We start from the raw sequence: 19,324 nt of genomic DNA on the forward strand, positions 1-19,324 counted from the left end.
GCGACCTCAGCCCACCTTCGACTGCTGCGGCACGTTGCCCTGGATGATCGAGTGGATCACCTCGTCGGCATCATGCAGCTGCTTGGCATAGACGTCGGTGTCGAACACCGTGCCCTTGGCCGGGGCGCTCGGCAGCACCTCGCCCTTCTGGTCGCGCAGGCTCACCTCGGCCTTCATCGACAGGCCGATACGCAACGGATGTTCGGCAAGCTGCTTGGCATCGATGGCGATGCGCACCGGAACGCGCTGCACGATCTTGATCCAGTTGCCGCTGGCGTTCTGCGCCGGCAGCAGCGAGAACGCCGAGCCGGTCCCCAGACCCAGGCTCTGCACGCGGCCCTTGTACTTCACATCGCCGGCGTACAGGTCAGACTTCAGCTCCACTTCCTGGCCCAGGCGCATGTGGCGCAGCTGGGTTTCCTTGAAGTTGGCCTCGACCCACATCTGCTCGGTCGGCACCACGGCCATCAGTGCGGCACCCGGCTGCACACGCTGGCCCACCTGCACCGAGCGACGGGCCACATAACCGGTGACCGGCGCGACGATGCCGGCGCGGGCATTGTTGAGGTAGGCCTGGCGCAGCTGCGCGGCGGCCGCCTGCACGTCGGGCTGGGTGGCGATCACCGTATCGTCGACCAGCGCACGGTTGCGCTCGACGGTCTCGCGCGAACCGGCCACCGCGGCTTCCGCCGCGGCCAGCTCATCGCGGGCATGGGCGAGTTCTTCGTTGGAGATGGCACCGGTGGCGGCCAGGTCCCTGCGGCGTGCGAAGTCCTCGCGCACGCGCTTCAGGGTCACCTGACGGGCATTCAGGTCTGCCTGCGCGCCTTCCACGCTGCGATACAGGCCACGGGTCTGGCGAACGGTCTTGGCCAGGTTGGCTTCAGCCTGCTGCAGGGCCACGGACGTATCGGCCGGGTCCAGCTGCACCAGCAGCTGGCCACGCTCCACGCGCATGCCGTCATCGGCATTGATGGCGACCACGGTGCCTGCCACCAGCGGGGTGATCTGTACAAGGTTGCCCTGCACGTAGGCATCGTCGGTTTCTTCGAACCAACGGCCGAACATGAAATACCACAGCGCCAGTGCGGCAAGCAGCAGCACGACGATGACGAACAGGCCCCGCAGCAGGTTGCTGCGGCGGTTGGAGGCGGCCGGGGCCGCAGTGTCTTGGGTCTGGCTCATGGCGGGGATCTTCAGGAATGCGAGGAATCGGAATGGGAGGCAAGCGGCGCGCGATCGGCATCACTGGGCTGGAAGCCCCCGCCCAGCGCTTTGCTCAGGCGCACCGAGGTCTGCACCTGCTGCGACTGCAGGCTGGCCAGCTGCTGTTGTGACTGCAGCAGGGTGGACTGTGCGGACAGCACATCCAGGTAGCTGCCGATGCCGGCGCGGTAACGCTGCCCGGCCAGGTCGAACGCTGCACGCGCCGTGTCCACGGCCTGCTGCTGCGACTGCGCCTGCTGCGCCAGCGAGCGCACCGCATTGACCTGGTCGGCCACGTCGCGCAGTGCGTCAAGCACCGCCTGGTTGTAATTGGCCACCGCCAGGTCGTACTGCGCATCGGTGTCGGCCAGGTTGGCGCGCAGCTTGCCGCCTTCGAAGATCGGCAGGCTCAGCGCCGGGCCGATGTAGGCGAAGGTGGAACTGCTCTGCAGCAGATCGCCGACATTCGGCGCCACCACGCCGGCCAGCGCGGTCAGGTTGAGGCTCGGGTAGAACTTCGTTCTGGCGACCTTGATCTGCTTGCTGGCCGCTTCCACGCGCCAGCGTGCGGCGACGATGTCAGGACGACGGCCAAGCAGCTCGCTGGGCAGCACGCCTGGCAGCTGCAGGGCCGTCGGATTCAACGGCTGCGGACGCTCGATCGTCAGGCCACGGTCGGGGCCCTTGCCGACCAGGGCGGCCAATGCGGTGCGGGCGGCGTCGATGCGTTGCTGCGCGGCCTGCACCTGCTGTTGCGCGGCGGGCACGCGGGCTTCGGCCTGGCGCACCTGCAGATCGCTGTCGATGCCAGCGCGGCGACGCTGCCGGGTCAGTTCCAGCGACTTCTGCGACCGCGTCAGTTCTTCCTCGGCGACATCGTCGAGCTGCCACGCGTAAGCAAGGTCCGCATAGGCCTGGGCGATGCCGGTGGACAGATTCAGGCGTGCGGCCTGGGCCTCCACGGTGGCGGCATGCGCGCCATCCACGGCCGCTTCCCAGGCGGCGCGCTTGCCGCCCCACAGGTCGATGCCGTAGCTGAAGTCGAAAGCGACCTGGCTGCTGCCTGCGTAGTGGCCACCGATCTCGTCGCCGGCCATCGACTCGGGCAGGCGAAGCCCGGTATAGCCGCCGGAAACGGAGAGACTGGGCAGGCGGTCAGCGCGTGCGGTACCGACCTTGGCCTGCGCCTGGCGCAGACGTGCGTCGGCGGCGTCCAAGCTCGGATGACCGGCCAGGCCTTCGGCGATCAGCGCGTCCAGCTGCGCATCGCCCAATGCCTTCCACCAGTCCTGTGCGGGGAAGCCGGTGGCACTGAGATCGGTGTCGGCCAGGGTGCGCTCGCTGTGCAGGCTGTCCACATCGAGCAGGCGGGCCTGCGGTTCGAGGCCGCGGCTGCTGGCACAGGCGGCCAGCGCCAGCGCCAGCGCCGACAACAGCAGCGCGCGCCCGGACCGGCGGAATGAGGAATGCGGGATCGGGTTCATGGGGTCGTCAGGGAATCGCGGATTCGGGTCAGGAGGGACAACAGCAGCGTGCGCTCATCGGCGGACAGATCGCGCAGGGCGTAATCCATCACCGCGTCGCCGCGCAGTTTCAAGCGCGCCCACAGTGCGCGGCCTTCATCGGTCAGCACGATCTGCAGCGCACGGCGGTCCTGCGCATGTGCCTCGCGGCGAACGCAGCCCAGGGCTTCCAGCTTGTCCAGCAGGCGGGTGACGGCACTGGGTACCTGGTCGATGGCCTGGGCCAGTTCGTTGGCGGTGCAGGGGGCCATGTTCGAGAGCACCTTCAACCCGATGTAGTGGGTGAAGCCGATGCCCAGGTCTTCTTCGGCCATGGACGCGTCAAGCTCGCGGACCAGGCCGTCGCGCACCTGGCGCAGCAGCAGGCCGAAGCTGGGGGGAGTGGTTGCAGGACAGATCATGGGAGTGCATTCTCTTCCAAAAAAAATATTTCTCAATGGAAATATTCGATCTGGCATCGAATGCTGTGTTGCAGCAGCGGGCTGGATCAGTGAAGGCGCCTACCTTAATGGCGCCCCAGGATGGCCCGGTAGTACCATCAAGCCAATGAATGACACATTCCAGCCAGCGGACAGGATGAACAAGGAGCACATCGCGCCGGCCCGGCAGCTGCTGCACAACGAGGCGCTGGACTGGTTCGAGCGCAACGATGGCCCGCCGGTCGTCGGTTTCCGCTTCGACAGTCCGCAGGGGCTCGCCCGTGAAGTCGACTGGCACCATCACCAGCGTGCGCAGCTGATCTGTGTCGAGCGCGGCCTGCTGACCACCCGCACCTCGCATGGCACGTGGTCGCTGGCGCCCGGTTCTGCCGGCTGGATGCCGCCCCTGGAACCGCACACGGTCGCCCTGGACGGCCCGCTGCGTGGCTGGGGCATGGCGCTGGCCGCGCCGGCCTGCACTGCCCTTCCCGCCGCCCCCTGCGTGCTGGGCCTGTCCAGGCTGGCGCAGGCACTGGCGGACCGGATCTGCAGCTGGTCGCTCGACCAGGTCGCCACGCCCGAGCACCAGCACATCATCGAGGTTCTGCTGGATGAGATCCGCACCGCACCGCGCCAGCGCATGCACCTGCCGATGCCGCACGATCGGCGCCTGCTGAAGATCGCCTCGCAGCTGCTGGCCGATCCCTCCGACGAGCGCAGCCTGGCCGAATGGGCGCATTGGGCCGGGCTTTCGCCGCGAAGCCTGACCCGCCACTTCCGCGACGAGACCACGCTGAGCTTCGCGCAGTGGCGCCAGCAGGCCCGTCTGTCCGAAGCGCTGCGGCAGCTGACCGATGGCCGCAGCGTGGCCGATATCGCCCATGCGCTGGGCTTCAGCAGCGCCAGCGCCTTCGTCACCGTGTTCCGCCGCCATTTCGGCCTGCCGCCCGGGCGCTACCTGGCGCGGGCCGGGAATGGACTGGAAACCGGCCTGGACCCTGCGCGCGGCTTGGCATCCCCGGCCGCATCCGGATAATCACAGGATTGCGAGCGGCGACCGCCGTCGCCGCCTCCCGACATAGGTAACAACGCCGCATGACCGAACTTGCCCGCCCCGTGTTCCACGGATTCGAACAACTGCCGTTGCGCGAGTACGCCGAACGCGCCTACCTCGACTACTCGATGTACGTGGTCCTGGACCGCGCCCTGCCGTTCGTCGGCGACGGCCTGAAGCCGGTGCAGCGCCGCATCATCTATTCGATGAGCGAGCTGGGGCTGAATGCCGCGTCCAAGCCGAAGAAGTCCGCACGCACCGTCGGTGACGTCATCGGTAAATACCACCCGCACGGCGACAGCGCGTGCTACGAGGCGCTGGTGCTGATGGCCCAGCCGTTCTCCTACCGCTATCCGCTGATCGAGGGCCAGGGCAACTTCGGCTCCAGCGACGACCCGAAGTCGTTCGCGGCGATGCGCTACACCGAATCCAAGCTGACCCCCATCGCCGAAGTGCTGCTGGGCGAGCTGGGCCAGGGCACCACCGACTGGGCGCCCAACTTCGATGGCACGCTGCAGGAGCCGACGTGGATGCCGGCCCGCCTGCCGCACCTGCTGCTCAACGGCACCACCGGCATCGCCGTGGGCATGGCCACCGATGTGCCGCCGCACAACCTCAACGAGATCGTCAGCGCGCTGCTGCACCTGCTGGACGATCCGGATGCCACCGTGCGCGACCTGTGCGAGCACGTGAAAGGCCCGGACTATCCCTCCAGCGCCGAGATCATCACGGCCGCCAACGATCTGCGCACCCTGTACGAGACCGGCAACGGCAGCGTGCGTGCACGCGCGACGTTCAGCCGTGAAGCCGGCAACATCGTGGTCACCGCACTGCCGTTCCAGGTATCGCCCTCGAAGGTGATCGAGCAGATCGCCGCGCAGATGCGCGCCAAGAAGCTGCCGTGGCTGGAAGACATCCGCGATGAATCCGACCACGCCAATCCGGTGCGGGTGGTGCTGGTGCCGCGCTCGAACCGCGTCGATGCCGAGCAGCTGATGGGCCACCTGTTCGCCACCACCGACCTGGAGCGCAGCTACCGCGTCAACCTCAACGTGATCGGGCTGGACGGCCGTCCGCAGGTGAAGAACCTGAAGATGCTGCTCAGCGAATGGCTGACGTTCCGCAGCAACACCGTCACCCGCCGCCTGCAGCATCGCCTGCAGAAGGTCGAACGCCGCCTGCACCTGCTGGAAGGTCTGCTGGTGGCCTTCCTCAACCTGGACGAGGTGATCCATATCATCCGTACCGAGGACGAACCGAAGGCCGCACTGATCGCGCGCTTCGGCCTGTCCGAAGAACAGGCCGAGTACATCCTGGAGACCAAGCTGAAGCAGCTGGCCCGCCTGGAGGAAATGAAGATCCGCGGCGAGCAGGACGAGCTGGCCAAGGAACGCGAGAAGATCATCGGCATCCTCGACAGCAAGGCCAAGCTGAAGAAGCTGATCCGCGACGAGCTGCAGGCCGATGCGAAGAAGTTCGGCGACGAGCGCCGCTCGCCGCTGGTCCAGCGCCAGGCGGCGCAGGCCATCGACGAGACCGAACTGGTGCCGAGCGAGCCGATGACGGTGGTGCTGTCGCAGAAGGGGTGGATCCGCGCCGCCAAGGGTCATGACGTGGACGCGTCGGCCCTGTCCTATCGCGATGGCGATGCGCTGCAGGGCGCCGTGCGCGCGCGCAGCACCCAGCAGGTCGCATTCCTGGACAGCGAAGGCCGGGCCTATTCAACGGCGGTGCACACCCTGCCTTCTGCGCGGGGCAACGGCGAGCCGCTGACCGGCCGTTTCTCGCCGGCGCCCGGCACCAGCTTCGTCACCCTGGCCAGCGCCGAGCCGGACGCACGCTTCGTGCTCGCGTCCAGCCATGGCTACGGCTTCGTCACCCGCTTCGAGAACTTGATCGGCCGCAACAAGGCCGGCAAGGCGATGCTGAACCTGTCCGCCGGCTCGTCGGTGCTGCCACCGGCGGTGGTCGCCAATGTCGAGAGCGACCGCATCGTGGCGGTGACCAGCTCGGGCAACCTGCTGGCGATTCCGGCCAGCGATCTGCCCGAACTGGACAAGGGCAAGGGCAACAAGATCATCGAGATCCCCAAGGCCAAGCTGGCCACGGAACGCGTGGTCGCCATCGTGGCGATCGGGCCGGGGCAGACCCTGCAGGTGCGCGCCGGCCAGCGCACGATGGGCCTGAAGTTCAACGAGCTCGATGCCTACCTCGGCGCGCGGGCGACCCGCGGCCACCTGCTGCCGCGTGGCTGGCAGAAGGTCGAAGGCCTGTCAGTGGAATGACGCAGCGGGGTCGGATCCCTTTCCAACGGAAAGGGCTCTGACCCCAGCTCTGCCCGCCGGGCATGGCCCGGCGCTACCGAAACGCAGCACCAGACACGAAAAAGCCGGGGCATTCCCCGGCTTTTTCGTTGTCGGCTGGCGGGCGGTGGAGCGGCTGGCGGGCGAAGGCTGGCGAGCGATGCTCCGGTGCTGGCGGGCGACGGTACCGGTTCAGTGCGCCGGGGCGCCGCTGCCGTCGATCTTGCTCAGCTGGTACAGCTCCAGGCCGATGCGCTTGATCAGGCCCAGCTGCTGCTCCAGCCACCAGGCGTGGTCCTCTTCGGTGTCCTTCAGCTGCGCCAGCAGGATGTCGCGGCTCACGTAGTCGCCCTTCTCTTCGCACAGCTTCATGCCGGCGGCGAGGTTGTTGCGCACGGCGTACTCGGTGTCCAGATCCTTCTGCAGCATCTCCTCCACCGTCGTACCCGGCTCGGTCAGGTGCGGGCGCATGTCAGGATCACCGCCAAGGAACAGGATGCGGCGCAGCAGCGCGTCGGCATGCTGGGTCTCTTCCTCCATCTCGTGGTTCAGGCGCTCATACAGCGCGAACAGGCCCTGGTCCTCGTAACGGCGGGAGTGGATGAAGTACTGGTCACGCGCGGCAAGCTCGCCGCGCAGCAGTTCCTTCAGGCAGGCGATGACGTCCGGGTTGCCTTTCATGGGGGGCTCCTGTGAATCGATGCGGCATAGGGTGCCCCATTTCGGGATACGGTGATCTAATCGGAATCAGTCGCAGTTGCGCCTGCGGCTACAATCGGCCCCGGCGTTCGGAAAGGACCTGCAATGCGACGTACATGGCGTTGGCTGCTCGGCGTGCTGATCGCCACCCTGCTGGTGGTGGCCCTGGCAGCGTGGCTGCTGCTGCGCGGCAGCCTGGCCGATCTGGAAGGTGAACATGCCCTGCCCGGCCTAAGCGCAGCAGTCACTGTCGAGCGCGACGCGCTGGGCGTGGTCACCATCACCGCGGGCAGCCAGGCCGACGCCATGCGTGCGCTCGGCCGTGTCCACGCGCAGGAGCGCTACTTCGAGATGGACCTGATGCGGCGCAGCGCGGCCGGCGAACTGGCTGCGCTGTTCGGCCCGAAGGCCATCGAGGTGGACAAGCGCATGCGGGTTCATCGCCTGCGCGCGCGGACCGGAGCCCATCTGGAGGCCGCCCTGGGCAGCAACGCCGCGGCGGTGAACGCGTATGTCGATGGGGTCAACCAGGGCCTGGCCGATCTCTCCGTGCGCCCGTGGGCCTACCTGCTGCTGCGGCAGGCGCCGCAGCCGTGGACCGCCAGCGACAGCGTGCTGGCCGGGCTGGCCATGTACGCCGATCTGCAGGATCCGGGCAACCGGACTGAACTGGCGCTCAGCCGCATCCAGGCGGTGGTGCCACCGGCGCTGCATGCGCTGATCGCGCACCAGGGCAGCGAATGGGATGCGCCCCTGTTCGGCGAGCCGCGCGGCAATGCCCTGCTGCCCGATGCAGGGCAACTGGATCTGCGCACGCTGGCCGCCTCGCCCGCCTCCGTGCCGGTGGAAACCGGCGCAGTGGGCAGCAACAACTTCGCCGTGGCCGGCGCCCTCACTGCCGATGGCCGTGCGATCGTTGCCGACGACATGCACCTGGGCCTGCGTGCACCCGGCCTCTGGTTCCGCGTGCGCCTGCGCTATCCCGATCCGCAGGCGGCCGGTGGCCAGGTCGACATCAGCGGCTTCTCGCTGCCCGGTCTGCCAGCCGTCATCGTCGGCAGCAACGGGCATGTCGCCTGGGGGTTCACCAACAGCTACATCGACACCGCCGATTTCCGCAACGAACCGGCCACTGCCCCGGTGACGGTGCACGAAGAGCGCATCGCCGTGGCCGGCCAGGATGACGTGGTGTTCCCGGTGCGCGAGACCGCCTGGGGGCCGATCCTGCACACCCACGCCGATGGCAGCGGCGACGCACTGCGCTGGGTCGCACATCTGCCCGGCGCGGTGCGCCTGGATTTCGCCGACATGGCCCGCGCGGGCGACCTGGACCAGGCCCTGCGCGTGGCCGACCGCGCCGGCATTCCTGCACAGAACCTGGTGATCGGCGACCGCAGCGGGCGCATCGCCTGGCGTCTGATCGGCGCCCGTCCGGACCGTGGCCCCGGATGTGCGGCGGCCGGCTACGCGCCAGCGCGCAATGACGCCTGCGCACCCTGGTCGCTGCGCAGCGACGCTGCTCCCGCACTGATCGATCCCGCCGACCACCGTCTGTGGACCGCCAACGGCCGCGTGCTGGACGGCGCCGCACTGGCAGTGGCCGGCAATGGCGGCTACGACCTTGGCGCCCGCGCGCGGCAGATCCGCGACCTGCTGGCGGTCCAGGACCGTTTCGATGAGCACGACCTGCTGGCGATCCAGCTCGATGACCGCGCGGTAATGCTGCAACGCTGGTGGGCGCTGCTGCAGCAGATCACCGCACACAGCAGCGACCCTGCACTGCAGCGCCTGCATGCAGCCAATGCGCACTGGGAAGGACGGGCATCGGTGGACTCGGTGAGCTATCGCATCACCCGCGGCTTCCGTGGCAAGGTGCTCGATGCGGTGGAAGGCGCGCTGCTCGCGCCTGCCCGCGCACAGCTGGGCGCCGACTACCTGCCGCCGCGGCTGCCCGAGCTGGAAGGCGTGGTCTGGCCGATGCTGGAACAGCGCCCGGCACATCTGCTGCCACCCGGTATCGACAGCTGGGATGCGTTGCTGGCGAATGCCGCACGTGAGCTGGAAGCAGATCTTGCCAGCCAGGGACCGCTGGCCCAGCGCCGCTGGGGAGAGCGCAACACCGCGTCGATCTGCCACCCGGTCAGTCGCGCCCTGCCCGCCTTCGCACGCCGCGCGTTGTGCATGCCGGCCGAGCCGTTGCCCGGCGACCGCGACATGCCACGGGTGCAGGCCCCGGATTTCGGTGCTTCGCAGCGGATGGTGGTCTCCCCCGGTCACGAAGCCGACGGCATCGTGCACATGCCCGGTGGCCAGAGTGGCCACCCGCTGTCCCCCTACTGGGGCGCGGGCCACGAAGACTGGGTGCATGGCCGCCCCTCGCCGTTCCTGCCGGGCAAGGCCCAGCACGTGATGACGCTGGTGCCGGCGAGATAGAGGGGTGGAGCCGGGCCATGCCCGGCGAGCGCGCAGCGTGGACGGACAGCAAAGCCGCCGGGCATGGCCCGGCGCTACCGGCTCAGGTGCGGCGGCGCTCGATCAGGTTCAACAACGGCCCGGTCATCGCAGTGGTCACCAGTGCCATGATCACCAGCACCGCGAACAGGCGATCCCCGAGCAGGCCCAGCTCATAGCCCAGGTTGAGCACGATCAGTTCCATCAGGCCGCGCGTGTTCATCAGTGCTCCCAGCCGCCATGCCTCGCGGGCAGGCAGGCCGGTGCTGCGGGCGGCACTGAATGTGCCCAGCAGCTTGCCGGCCGTGGCCACCGCGATCACCACCAGGCACAGCACGATGTCGCCGGCGTGCAGTGCGTCGGCGCGCATGCGCAGGCCGGTCATGGCGAAGAACAGGGGCAGCAGCAGGGTCACCGCGAACGGCTCGACGCGGGCCATCAGCAGTGCGCGCAGCGGCGCATTGGATGACACCGCCACGCCCGCAGCGAATGCACCGAACAACGCATGGATGCCCAGCATCTCGGTCACCAACGCACTGGCCAGCGACAACAGCAGGATGCCCAGCAACCACCGTCCTTCGCGTCCTGCCACGACCTGCTGGCGGGCAAACCACGGTCTCACCAGGCCAAGCATCAGCACCACGAAGGCCACCACGCCCAGCAGGTTGAGGCTTGCCGGCAGCCAGCCACCAGCCTGTGCAGCCGCCACGATCAGCGCCAGCAGGCACCAGGCCGTGGCGTCGCCGAGTGCCGCGCAGGCAATGGCGGTCTGTCCCAGCGGCGTATGGGTGATGCCGCGATCGGCGAGGATCCGCAGCAGCACCGGGAATGCCGTGATGCTCATCGATATCCCGACGAACAGCGCGAAGGACGTGAAGCCCACGCCCTGCGGACCGTGCTGCGGGTACAGCCAGATCGCCAGGGCCACGCCCAGCATGAATGGCACGGCGATACCGGCATGGCTGACGGTGAACGCGAACCGCCGTCGTCCGCGCAGTGCGGCCAGGTCGAGTTCGGCACCGGCCACCAGCAGAAACATCAGCACACCCAGCTGGCTGAGCAGGCCCAACGGCGCCAGCGACGCCGCCGGGAACAGCGCGCCATGCAACTGCGGCAACAGGCTGCCCAGCACCAACGGGCCCATCATCAGGCCTGCCGCCATTTCGCCAATCACCGCCGGCTGGCCGAAGCGCTTGAGCAGCGCTCCCGCGCCCTTGGCCACCAGCAGCAGGACCAGCAGCTGCAGCAGGAACAGGCCCAGCGGCGATGACAGATGCCGGGCCCAGCTGCCTTCGTCGGCAACCGTGGCGCGTGCGACCGCTTCAGGCGCCGCCGGCCCGGCATACCGCGCCAGCAGCAGGCCGGCCAGCAACGGCAGTCCGGCCCAGGCCACGTAGCGCCACCCCCACTTCATCGGCGGCGCCCGGCCCTCGCTCTGTACGTCCATGAACATTCCCCAATGTGCAGGGGGGCGATGATACGTCCTTGCCTGCGCCGACGCTGAGCGCCCGCCGGGCGTAGCCCGGCGCTGCCGGTCACGCCAGGGCCTGCTCGTGTACCCCGGCAATCGCCCGGCCGGACGGATCGGCCGCTGCGGCGAAACTCGCGTCCCAGGCAATCGCGGCCGGTGAGGAACAGGCGATCGATTTTCCACCCGGGACCGTTTCGGCCGCGGCCCTGCTCGGGAAGAACTGTTCGAACAGGTGGCGATAGTAGTACGCCTCCTTGGTCTGCGGCGGGTTGTGCGGGAAGCGCTTGTCGGCGGCGGCCAGTACCCGGTCGCTGACCTGCGCCTCGGCGTGCGCCTTCAATCCATCGATCCAGCCATAGCCGACGCCATCGCTGAACTGCTCCTTCTGGCGCCACAGGATGCTGTCCGGCAGATAGCCATCGAACGCTTCACGCAACACCGCCTTCTCGATACGGCGACCGCCGAAGCCGCTGCCTACCATCTTGTGCGCGGCGTCGATGCGCATCGCCACATCGAGGAAGTCGCGGTCCAGGAACGGCACGCGAGGCTCCACGCCCCAGGCCATCATCGACTTGTTGGCACGCAGGCAATCGTAGTTGTGCAGGGCATCGAGCTTGCGCACCAGCTCCTGGTGGAATTCGCGCGCGTCCGGTGCCTTGTGGAAGTACAGGTAGCCGCCGAAGATCTCGTCGCTGCCTTCGCCGGACAACACCATCTTCACCCCCATCGCCTTGATCCGCCGGGCCAGCAGGAACATCGGCGTGGACGCGCGGATGGTGGTGACATCGTAGGTTTCGATATGGCGGATCACCTCGGGGAGCACGTCGAGGCCTTCCTCGAAGGTGTACTCGAAGCCGTGGTGCACGGTGCCCAGCGCTTCGGCGGCGACGGCGGCGGCGGCCAGATCGGGCGATCCCTTCAGCCCGATCGCGAACGAATGCAGGCGCGGCCACCAGGCTTCGCTCTGGCCGCCATCCTCGATGCGGCGGCGGGCATAGCGGGCGGCGACGGCGGCCACCAGCGACGAATCCAGTCCACCGGACAGCAGCACGCCGTACGGCACGTCGCTCATCAGCTGGCGTTCCACCGCATGTTCAAAGGCCTGTCGCAGCTCGGCCAGATCGGCTTGGCGCCCTTCAACGTCCGCATACTCGCGCCAGGGCTGCTGGTAGTAGCGCACCAGTTCGCCACTGGCACTGTCGTAGTAATGACCCGGCGGGAACTGGGCAACGTCGGCACAGGTATCAACCAACGCTTTCATCTCCGAAGCCACCCGCAGGCGCCCCTGCGCGTCGTGCCCCCAGTACAGCGGCACCACGCCGACCGGATCGCGCGCCACCAGTACGTGACCGGCATCGCGGTCCCACAGCGCGAAGGCGAAGATGCCGTTGAGCTGCTCCAGCCAGCGGGACGGCGAGCCTCCCTGCCGGTACAGCGCGTTGATCACCTCGCAGTCCGAGCCGGTCTGGAAGTCGTAGGGGTGGGCCAGCGCGGCCTTGAGCAGCTGATGGTTGTAGATTTCGCCGTTGACCGCCAGCGCCAGCTGACCGTCCGCCGACAACAGCGGCTGCGAGCCACCCGCCGGATCGACGATGGCCAGCCGCTCGTGCACCAGCAGTGCACCTTCATCAAGGTAGACGCCGCTCCAGTCCGGGCCACGATGACGCTGCCGCTGCGACAGCTCCAACGCATGCCGGCGCAGGGCGGGAAGATCATCACCGGCCTGCAGGCCGAAGATTGCGAAGATCGAACACATGGGGGAACTCCTGTTGTCGGTTCTACGAGGGGCAAGGTGTTCGACCGGCCATCCAGGCCCGGGTAGCGCTGCGCCCGGGCACAAAAAAAACCCGCATCGGCCGATGCGGGTTTTCTGGTGTCCGGGCGTGTGTTGCTGTCTATCTACCCAGGGCGCAGTCCCGCATCGGCCGCGCACGATTATTCGCGCGCAGATTATTGCGGTTGTTGTTGACGGCGGTGGCCAGGCGGATCGACATGACCCGACCCTAACCCGGTTTCCGGGGCCGCGCAACAGTTGCGTTGGCAACCAGGTGCGTCATACGCCGGGCATGGCCCGGCGCTACCGTCGGCCGAGGGCGGCGCCGGGCCATGCCCGGCATCCTCCCTCACACCAGCAGGCGCTCGACCAGCCGCAGGTACAGGCCCGGCAGGGCCTCCAGCTCATCCACGCGGACGTTCTCATCGACCTGGTGAATGCTGGCGTTGACCGGTCCCACTTCGATGCACTGCGCGCCCAAGGGCGCGATGAAGCGGGCGTCGGACGTTCCGCCACCGGTGCTTTCTTCCGGCGCACCGCCGATGTGATCGGCCAGCACGGCGCGCGCGGCGGCACGCAGCGTGCCTTCGGGCGTGTAGAACGGCTCGCCGCTGCGGTGCCACTTCAGCGTGTACTGCAGGCCGTGACGGTCCAGCACCGCGGTGATCTCCGCTTCCAGTTTCGGCGCATCCCAATGCGGGTTGTAGCGGACGTTGAAATCCACTTCCAGCTCGCCCGGAATCACGTTGTTGGCACCGGTGCCGGCATGGATGTTGGAGATCTGCAGGCTGGTCGGCGGAAAGCTCTCGTAACCCTCGTCCCAGCGCCGCGCACTCAGTTCGGCCAACGCCGACGCCGCCTGGTGGATCGGGTTGCGTGCCTTCTCCGGGTAGGCCACATGGCCCTGCACACCCTGCACGCGCAACTTCGCCGACAGGCTGCCGCGGCGGCCGACGCGGAGCAGATCGCCCAGCGTTGCGGTCGACGAGGGTTCGCCGGTGATGCACCAGTCGATGCGCTGGCCACGCTCTGCGAACAGGCGCGCGACATGGCGCACGCCGTCGATCGCATCGCCCTCCTCGTCACTGGTCAGCAGCACCGCCAGCGTTCCCGCATGATGAGGGTGGGCTGCGGCGAACTGCTCGGCCGCGATCACGAACGCGGCTACGCTGCCCTTCATGTCGGCCGCGCCACGGCCGTACAGCACGCCATCGCGGATCTTCGGGACGAACGGATCGCTCTGCCAGGCCTCGCGCGGTCCCGGTGGCACCACGTCGGTGTGGCCCAGCAGGACCAGCACCGGCGCACCGCTGCCATGGGTCGCCCAGAGGTTGTCGACGTCGCCCAGGCGCAGGTGCTCGCAGTCGAACCCCGCACGCTGCAGCCGCGCCGCAAGCAGCGCCTGGCAGCCGGCATCGTCCGGCGTGACCGATGGCCGTGCGATCAGCTCGCAGGCCAGGTCCAGCACCGCGCTCACGCGCCACCCACGCCGAAGCGCGCCTTGAACCCGTTGTCGCTGAATCCCTGGCTGACCTTGCCGTCGGACGTCACCACCAGCGGGCGCTTGATCAGCTGCGGGTACTCGCGCAGCAGCAGCTTCCACTCGGCATCGGAGGCGGCCGCCTTGCGGTTGTCCGGCAGTTGCCGCCAGGTGGTCGATGACCGGTTGACCATCGCGGACAGGCCGCCCAGCTGCGCGGCCCACTCGACCAGCGTTTCCGGGCCGGGCTTGGTCTCGCGGTAGTCGACGAAGGTGTATGGCACGCCGAAGCGGTCCAGCCACTTGGTCGCCTTCTTGCAGGTATCGCAGTTCTTCAATCCGTAGACAGTGGTGCTCATGGCCATCGGCAATGCTGGAAAACAGAGGGTCAGAATCTCACAACAGACGCTCGGACACGACCCGGAACGGCACGCGTGGCAGGTGGAAGGCCAGCCCGTCGGGCAGCGCAACGCCCATCGCCTGCAAGCGTGGGCACTGCAGCGTACCCTGCAGGTGCAGCGGCCGCAGATGGGTCAGCTCCACCGGCAGGTCGATGCGGGTGCTGGCCCAGTGCCCGTCACAGGTACGGGCGATGGCCTCGTCCTGGCAGGTCAGGAAACGCAGCAGGGCGTGATGGCCGCCAAAGGCCGCCGACCACGTGGCATCGTCCCAGCCTGCGGCAACCTGCCACTGCAGTCGAAGCGCCGGCGCGCTGCCGTGCCCACCTTCGATCAGGGTATGGCCGCCGCCATCGGCCTCGAGCACATGCGCGAAGCGCACGGAGAGGTGAGGTTGCATGGCATCGCTGAAGGCACGCGCACCGGCGACGAAGGCCAGCTGATCCATCACGTTGCGGTCGAACAGCACGACCGGGGTGCCGTCCGGATCGTCGTCGCGGCGCAGGTACCAGCGCCAGTTGCTCTGCTGCGGCGATGGCATCAGCGCCCGCAGAGGGCCGGCCAGGGCCGGCCCGAAGTGACCGTGGCGATAGCTGAGGATGGTGTAAGGCGTACGACCGGCATGGACCACGTAGTGATGGCCAGGTGGCGGTGACGGCGCATGGCGCAAATCGACCCACCAGCTGGCGTAGATCACATCGCGCACATCGCTGGCCAGCGCCGGCATCGGCCAGCGCCGCGACAGCGCGCGGCGCAGCCGGGTCCAGCGCGGTGCGTGCAGCAGGCGCGGCAGCATCCGCGCGAACACGTTGTCGAACGGATGCCGGTAGATCGCGGACTGCGCCAGGTCGTCCGGCGCAGCCATCGTCAGTCCGCCAGGCCGCGCAGAAGATCGTTGACGCTGGTCTTGCTGCGGGTGCGGGCATCGACCTGCTTGACGATCACCGCGCAGTACAGCGAGTGCGTGCCGTCCTTGCTCGGCAGCGAGCCCGACACCACCACGCTGTACGGCGGGATGTAGCCGTAGGTGATCTCGCCGGTGGCGCGGTTGTAGATGCGGGTGCTCTGGCTGAGGAACACGCCCATGCCGATCACGCTGTGGTGGCCGACCACTACGCCCTCCACCACTTCCGAACGCGCGCCGATGAAGCAATGGTCTTCGATGATGGTCGGGCTGGCCTGCAGCGGTTCGAGCACGCCGCCGATGCCGGCGCCACCGGACAGGTGGCAATGCTGGCCGATCTGCGCACAGGAACCGACGGTGGCCCAGGTATCGACCATGGTGCCCTCGCCGACATGGGCGCCGATGTTGGTGAAGCTCGGCATCAGCACCACATCCTTGCCGAAGTAGGTACCCCGGCGCGCGATCGCGCCCGGCACCACGCGTACCCCGGCACGACGGAACTTCGCTTCGTCGTACCCGGCAAAGCGCGATTCGACCTTGTCCCAGAACGGGGCCGGACGGGCGTCGACCACTGCCATGTCATTGACACGGAAGTACAGCAGCACCGCCTTCTTCAGCCATTCGTTGACTTTCCAGCCCCCCTGCCCGTCCGGCTCGGCGACACGGAACTCGCCGCTTTCCAGGCCGTCGATCACGCGGTTGACCAGCACCCGGGTCGAGCCCTCCAGTTCATGCAGGGTCAGCGTCGCGCGGCGCTCGAAGGCGCTTTCGATGCCGAACTTCAGTTCTTCCACGCCCGGCGCGGCCGGCCTGCGCAGCGACTTGCGGGCGATGGTCTCGGCGCGCGCGGCTTCCGCGCTCTTGGCCGGGGCCTTCTTCGGCGCCGGCTTCTTCGCGGCAGCCACCTTCTTCACCGTGGCAACGGTCTTCTTTGCGGCCGTCGCGGCAGTGGTCTTTCGGGCCGCCGCGCTCTTGGCGGTCGCGGCGGTCTTCTTTGCAGGCTTGGTGGCCATCAGGTGGGGTCTCCGGCGTTTCGATCAGGGTCCAGGCAGGCCAGCATCGCGTCATGCAGCTGCTGCCGGGCGGGTTCGGTCAGGGGGAGGTCGTGTTCGTCACTGATCACGAAGGTGTCTTCGGCGCGTTCGCCGAACGTGGCAATGCGCGCGTCATGCACGCGCAGGCCCTGGTTGCGCAGCACGAACGCCACGTCGGCCAGCAGGCCGGGGCGGTCGGGGGCGACCAGGGCGAATCGGGTTGCGCCGGGCTCATCGCGGAACTCGATGCGCGGCACGAAGCGGAAGTGACGCAGCTGCCGCGGCACCACCCGCCGCGACGGGCGCAGACGGCCCAGGTCACCGGCCAGCGCCTCGCGCAGCGCAGCTTCCAGGTTGGCGCTGCTGCCATCGGCGAAGGTATCGGCGGGGCTGACCTCAAAGGTATCGAAGATGGTGCCCGCGGGGCCGTCCAGTACCCGTGCGCGATGGATGCCGTAGCCCTTGCGGTCCAGCGTCATCACGATGGCAGCAAACAGGCCGTCGCGATCCGGCGAATGCACGAACACTTCCAGCGCGGGGTCGTCGACGCTGATGCGGCGCACCTTCACCAGCGCCTGGCCCTGCTTCACCGGCACCAGCGCAGCGGCCTGCCAGGCCAGCTGCTCCGGACGCAGGCGGATGAAGCCTTCATCAGGCATGACGGCGAACTGGCGGTCGATCGTGGCGTCGTCATAGCCCTGTTCGCGTACCAGCGCGCGCACGCTGTCACGCGCCTCGGCAACGCGCTCGGCGGCCGGCACCGGATGCTCCAGGCCCTCGCGCAGTGCGCGCCGCGTGGCGAAGTACAGATCGGCCAGCAGCCGGTCCTTCCAGGCGTTCCACAGCTTGGGGCTGGTGCCGGCGATGTCGGCGCAGGTCAGCAGGTACAGGTAGTCGAGGCGGTCGCGGCTGCCGACCAGGGTTGCGAAACGATGGATCACGGCCGGATCGGCGATGTCCTGCTTCTGCGCTGTCACCGACATGCGCAGGTGCTGTTCGACCAGCCACGCCACCAGTTCGGTATCCGAGGCACTGAGCGCATGCGCCTGGCAGAACGCGCGCGCATCCACCGCTCCCAGCTCGGAATGATCGCCGCCGCGGCCCTTGGCAATGTCATGGAACAGCCCGGCCAGCAGCAGCAGCTCCGGCTTGCGCAGCCGCGGCCACACTTCATGCGCGATCGAGAAGCGCTCGTCGGCACGGCTGCTGGCGAACTGGCCGATATTGCGCAGAACCATCAGCGTGTGCTGATCGACGGTGTAGACGTGGAACAGGTCGAACTGCATGCGCCCGCTGACCTGGGCGAACGCGGGAATCCACTGGCCCAGCACACCCAGCCGGGCCATCCGCGAGAGCGTGTCGACCGGGCGCTGGCCACGCAGCAGCGCCATGAACTGCTCACGCGCATCAGCATCGGCCTGGTCATAGGCGGGCAGCAGCGGCAGCGACTCGGCCAGTGCGCGCGCGGTCAGCGAATGCAGGCCACGCACCTGCGGGTTGTTGGCCCAGCCGGCGAACAGGGCGAACACCTGGCCGATGTCGCCGCGCGGCCACGCCGCCTCGTTCGCCGCCAGATAGCCGCGGCGCAGCGAGAAACCCACAGTCAGCGGTTCCGGCAGCGCTTCGCCGTCGAACTGCTCCTCGAAGCGTTGCAGCAGGCGGTCGCTGATCCGGCGCACCACCGAAGCGGCGCGATAGAACCCCTGCATCATCTTCTCGACGCCCAGGTTCTCGGCGTCGTCCTCAAAACCCAGCCGCGCGGCCAGTGTCTTCTGGTAATCGAAGCGGAGGCGCTCCTCCGGCCGCCGTGCCACCAGGTGCAGGCCGAAGCGCAGGCGCGCCAGCACCGCGCGCTCCCGCTGGAGCGCCGCGGCTTCGTCGGCACCCAGATGGCCCAGCCCGACCAGCGCCTCAAGGTCGCGAACGCCGAACGCGCGCAGCGCCATCCACCCCAGCGTATTGAGATCACGCAGCCCGCCGGGGCCATCCTTCAGATCGGGCTCGAGGTTGTCGGCGGTATCGCCGAAACGCTGGTGGCGGTTGCGCAGTTCCTCCAGCTTGGCCAGGAAGAAGGTGCGCGCCGGCCACAGTCCGCTGTCGTCGTCGGTTGCTTCGCGCAGCGCCCGGCGCGCCGCATCGTCGGCCAGGATCGGGCGCGCTTCGATCAGCGCGGTCAGCACGGTCTGGTCGGCGGCCGCCTCGCGGCACTGCGCCGCCGAGCGCACGGCATGGCTGACCGCCAATCCGCAATCCCACAGCAGGGCGAACAACCGCGCCAGGCCCGCTTCGTGGGCGAGCTGCGCTGGCGGCGCGCCGAACACCAGCAGATCGATGTCAGACCGTGGGAACAGCTCCCCACGGCCGTAGCCGCCCACTGCGAACAGGGACAGCCCGCTGTCGGACGGCAGGCAGCGCTGCCACGCCAGCCGGATCAGGTGATCGGCCGCGCGCGCGCGCAGTGCCAGCAGGCGCTCGATGTTGTCGCCCTGGTCGAAACGGCGGTACAGCCGCGTATCGGCCTGCTGCAAGGCCTGCCGTGCAGCGGAAGCCCAGTCCGGGTCGTTGAGCGACGCGGCCGGCGTGTCCAGCAGCGAACTCGCCGGCAGCA

14 protein-coding genes are annotated in these 19,324 nt (G+C 68.4%); 3 read left to right on the forward strand and 11 right to left on the reverse strand.

The genetic code is table 11. From position 1 onward, the window contains the following. Positions 1–6: 6 nt before the first annotated feature. From emrA to emrR, 3 genes are read right to left on the reverse strand one after another with little or no spacing between them, the layout of a single operon-like run. Positions 7–1,185, reverse strand: coding sequence for a multidrug efflux MFS transporter periplasmic adaptor subunit EmrA (emrA, locus tag ACVOJ1_RS03760; protein WP_053518354.1), 1,179 nt, complete (start codon positions 1,183–1,185; stop codon positions 7–9). 11 nt (positions 1,186–1,196) lie between these two features. After that, a complete protein-coding gene (gene emrC, locus ACVOJ1_RS03765) occupies positions 1,197–2,690 on the reverse strand; it encodes a multidrug efflux transporter outer membrane subunit EmrC (protein WP_346480030.1) in 1,494 nt (497 codons plus the stop codon). Beyond that, a complete protein-coding gene (gene emrR / locus ACVOJ1_RS03770; protein WP_180875662.1) occupies positions 2,687–3,130 on the reverse strand; it encodes a multidrug efflux system transcriptional regulator EmrR in 444 nt (147 codons plus the stop codon). The genes emrC and emrR overlap by 4 nt, the downstream gene beginning before the upstream one ends. Before the next feature lie 145 nt (positions 3,131–3,275). Between emrR and ACVOJ1_RS03775 the strand changes: the two genes are divergently transcribed. Both ACVOJ1_RS03775 and parC read left to right on the forward strand, forming a co-directional pair. Continuing rightward, positions 3,276–4,184, forward strand: a complete 909-nt coding sequence (locus tag ACVOJ1_RS03775) for a helix-turn-helix domain-containing protein (protein ID WP_346480031.1) — start codon at positions 3,276–3,278, stop codon at positions 4,182–4,184. Positions 4,185–4,243: 59 nt separating this feature from the next. After that, positions 4,244–6,487 (forward strand): DNA topoisomerase IV subunit A, encoded by a 2,244-nt coding sequence (parC, locus tag ACVOJ1_RS03780; protein WP_053518348.1) that lies wholly within the window; start codon positions 4,244–4,246, stop codon positions 6,485–6,487. Between the two features lie 210 nt (positions 6,488–6,697). On the opposite strand, the gene bfr is transcribed toward parC, so the two are convergent. Beyond that, on the reverse strand, positions 6,698–7,186 hold the full coding sequence (gene bfr / locus ACVOJ1_RS03785; protein WP_053518345.1) for a bacterioferritin: 489 nt from the start codon (positions 7,184–7,186) through the stop codon (positions 6,698–6,700). A 123-nt stretch (positions 7,187–7,309) separates the two neighbouring features. Here bfr and ACVOJ1_RS03790 point away from each other — a divergent pair, with 123 nt between their 5' ends. Then, positions 7,310–9,637, forward strand: a complete 2,328-nt coding sequence (locus ACVOJ1_RS03790; protein WP_111185773.1) for a penicillin acylase family protein — start codon at positions 7,310–7,312, stop codon at positions 9,635–9,637. Between the two features lie 82 nt (positions 9,638–9,719). On the opposite strand, the gene ACVOJ1_RS03795 is transcribed toward ACVOJ1_RS03790, so the two are convergent. The 7 genes from ACVOJ1_RS03795 to ACVOJ1_RS03825 form a co-directional block, all read right to left on the reverse strand. After that, a complete protein-coding gene (locus tag ACVOJ1_RS03795; protein ID WP_053518340.1) occupies positions 9,720–11,108 on the reverse strand; it encodes a cation:proton antiporter domain-containing protein in 1,389 nt (462 codons plus the stop codon). 82 nt (positions 11,109–11,190) lie between these two features. Further along, positions 11,191–12,882, reverse strand: coding sequence for an asparagine synthase B (asnB, locus tag ACVOJ1_RS03800; protein WP_111185775.1), 1,692 nt, complete (start codon positions 12,880–12,882; stop codon positions 11,191–11,193). Between the two features lie 367 nt (positions 12,883–13,249). Then, positions 13,250–14,377 carry a succinyl-diaminopimelate desuccinylase gene (gene dapE / locus ACVOJ1_RS03805; RefSeq protein ID WP_346480032.1) on the reverse strand — a complete coding sequence of 376 codons (1,128 nt, stop codon included), beginning with the start codon at positions 14,375–14,377 and terminating at the stop codon, positions 13,250–13,252. Continuing rightward, positions 14,374–14,745: an arsenate reductase gene (locus tag ACVOJ1_RS03810; protein WP_180875666.1), complete on the reverse strand. Its 372-nt coding sequence runs from the start codon at positions 14,743–14,745 to the stop codon at positions 14,374–14,376. The genes dapE and ACVOJ1_RS03810 overlap by 4 nt, the downstream gene beginning before the upstream one ends. A gap of 31 nt (positions 14,746–14,776) precedes the next feature. Then, a complete protein-coding gene (locus tag ACVOJ1_RS03815; RefSeq protein WP_346480033.1) occupies positions 14,777–15,643 on the reverse strand; it encodes a hypothetical protein in 867 nt (288 codons plus the stop codon). A gap of 2 nt (positions 15,644–15,645) precedes the next feature. Beyond that, positions 15,646–16,695 carry a 2,3,4,5-tetrahydropyridine-2,6-dicarboxylate N-succinyltransferase gene (gene dapD / locus ACVOJ1_RS03820; protein WP_346480034.1) on the reverse strand — a complete coding sequence of 350 codons (1,050 nt, stop codon included), beginning with the start codon at positions 16,693–16,695 and terminating at the stop codon, positions 15,646–15,648. After that, positions 16,695–19,307, reverse strand: a complete 2,613-nt coding sequence (locus ACVOJ1_RS03825) for a [protein-PII] uridylyltransferase (protein ID WP_481558693.1) — start codon at positions 19,305–19,307, stop codon at positions 16,695–16,697. The genes dapD and ACVOJ1_RS03825 overlap by 1 nt, the downstream gene beginning before the upstream one ends. Positions 19,308–19,324 lie beyond the last annotated feature (17 nt).

The organism is Stenotrophomonas sp. STEN225 (genome assembly GCF_056756445.1).